The organism is Amycolatopsis sp. NPDC003676 (assembly GCF_053587275.1).
The window spans coordinates 1-1,643 of sequence record NZ_JBSFNS010000266.1 but is presented as its reverse complement, the minus strand read 5'-3'; the positions used below and the strand labels follow the sequence as shown (position 1 = coordinate 1,643).

2 protein-coding genes are annotated in these 1,643 nt (G+C 67.9%); both read left to right on the top strand.

The window, feature by feature from the left end:
• On the top strand, positions 1-471 hold a 471-nt coding region (locus ACWDNU_RS45505), incomplete at its 5' end, for an ABC transporter permease (protein WP_449673403.1).
• Between the two features lie 44 nt (positions 472-515).
• Positions 516-1,589 carry a sugar ABC transporter substrate-binding protein gene (locus tag ACWDNU_RS45500; RefSeq protein WP_355282397.1) on the top strand — a complete coding sequence of 358 codons (1,074 nt, stop codon included), beginning with the start codon at positions 516-518 and terminating at the stop codon, positions 1,587-1,589.
• Positions 1,590-1,643 lie beyond the last annotated feature (54 nt).

Genomic DNA, 1,643 nt, shown 5'->3' with positions numbered 1-1,643 from the left:
GCCCTGGTCTTCCTGCTGGCCTGGCTGTTCGTCACCTACACCGCCGCGGGCAGGCTGATCCGGGCGATGGGCGACAACTTCGCCACCGCCCGCGCCACCGGCGCCCCGGTGCGTCCGCTGCAGGTGCTGACCTACGTGATCTCCGCGCTGCTCGCGCTGCTGGCCGGGTACCTGACGGTCTCCATCCAGGGCAGCGTGCAGACGACGGTCACCTCCTTCGACCCACTGCTGTTCACCGCGCTCACCGCCACCGTCATCGGCGGCATCTCCCTGGCCGGTGGCCGCGGCTCGATCCTCGGCGTCCTCGCCGGCGCGCTGTTCATCGGCGTGCTCAACAACCTGCTCGTCCTGCACGGGCTCACCTCCGCCGTCCAGGACCTGATCCGCGGCGGCGTCCTGATCGTGGCGATCGCACTCGACGCCTGGCTGCATCCGCGCGACGAGGAAACCGCCAAGAGCGGCGAACTGTGATGTCCGCCTTCGTACCACCCCGTTCTCACAAGGAGTCTTCGACGATGAAGAAAAGAATGATCGCCCTCGCTCTCGCCTCGGTCTCGGCCGTCGTCCTCGCGGGCTGTTCCACCGGTGGACGCACCGCCGCCACCGGACCCGTCGGCGGCGGCGAGCAGGCGTTCGGTGAGAACGTGCAGCTGTTCGACGCGACGCAGCAGGTGCACGAGTCGATGGCGGGCAAGAAGGTCGCCTTCGTGCCCATCCTCTACAAGGGCTACAACCTCACCATGAACTGGGGCGCCTCGATGGAGCGCGCGTTCGGCAACCTCGGGGCCGACTTCCAGGTCTACGACCCCAATTTCGACACCGACAAGATGACCAGGATCATCAGCGACCTGATCGCGCGCAAGGCCGCCGACGTGCTGATCCTGCACAACCCCGACGTGGGTGTGCTGTCCAAGCAGATCGAGGACGCCCAGCGTGCCGGCATCTACACGATCGTGGTCAACATGATCTCGAGCCGCCTCGGTGACGCCTACATCGGCGTGGACAACATCGCCGCCGCCGAGGACATCAGCAAGCGCGCCGTCGCGGACTGCGAGAAGCGCGGTGCCCCCAAGCGTCTGGCGATCATCGACGGCCCCGGCAACGACGCGGCCTCGCTGCTGTGGTCCAAGGGCGTGCACAACGTGCTCGACCCGGCCGGCTTCGAGGTGGTGACCACCGCGCACACCCAGTGGCAGAACTCGCTCGCCCAGCAGGCCGCCGAGTCGATCATCCAGCAGCAGAAGAACAACTTCTGCGGCTTCCTGGTCACCTACGACCTCAACTCGGTCGCCGTCGGTGACGCCGTGCAGAGCGCCGTCTCCCGTGGCGTGATCCCGGCCGACTCGCTGGCCACCTACACGATGGCGACCGACACCCTGTGGTGTGACGCGTTGCGCCAGAACAAGGTGACGGCCTCGGCGTCCTATGACGTGCAGGGCGTCGGCACCGCCGCGGTGGTGACCGCCCAGCAGCTCGTGCAGACCGGCGCGGCCCCCGGCAGCACCCACACCGTGGCCTTCGTCCCGCACACCATCGTGGATCGCGGCAACGTCGACAACACCACGATCGCCTGCTACAAGGGGCAGTGAGCATGGCCCGCGGAATCGACGCCTTCGGGCAGACCGGCGGCACCTGGCGGGACC

Coding starts and splice junctions, on each gene's coding strand:
- ACWDNU_RS45500 (WP_355282397.1), top strand. CDS start 516: ATGAAGAAAAGAATGATCGCCCTCGCTCTCGCCTCGGTCTCGGCCGTC.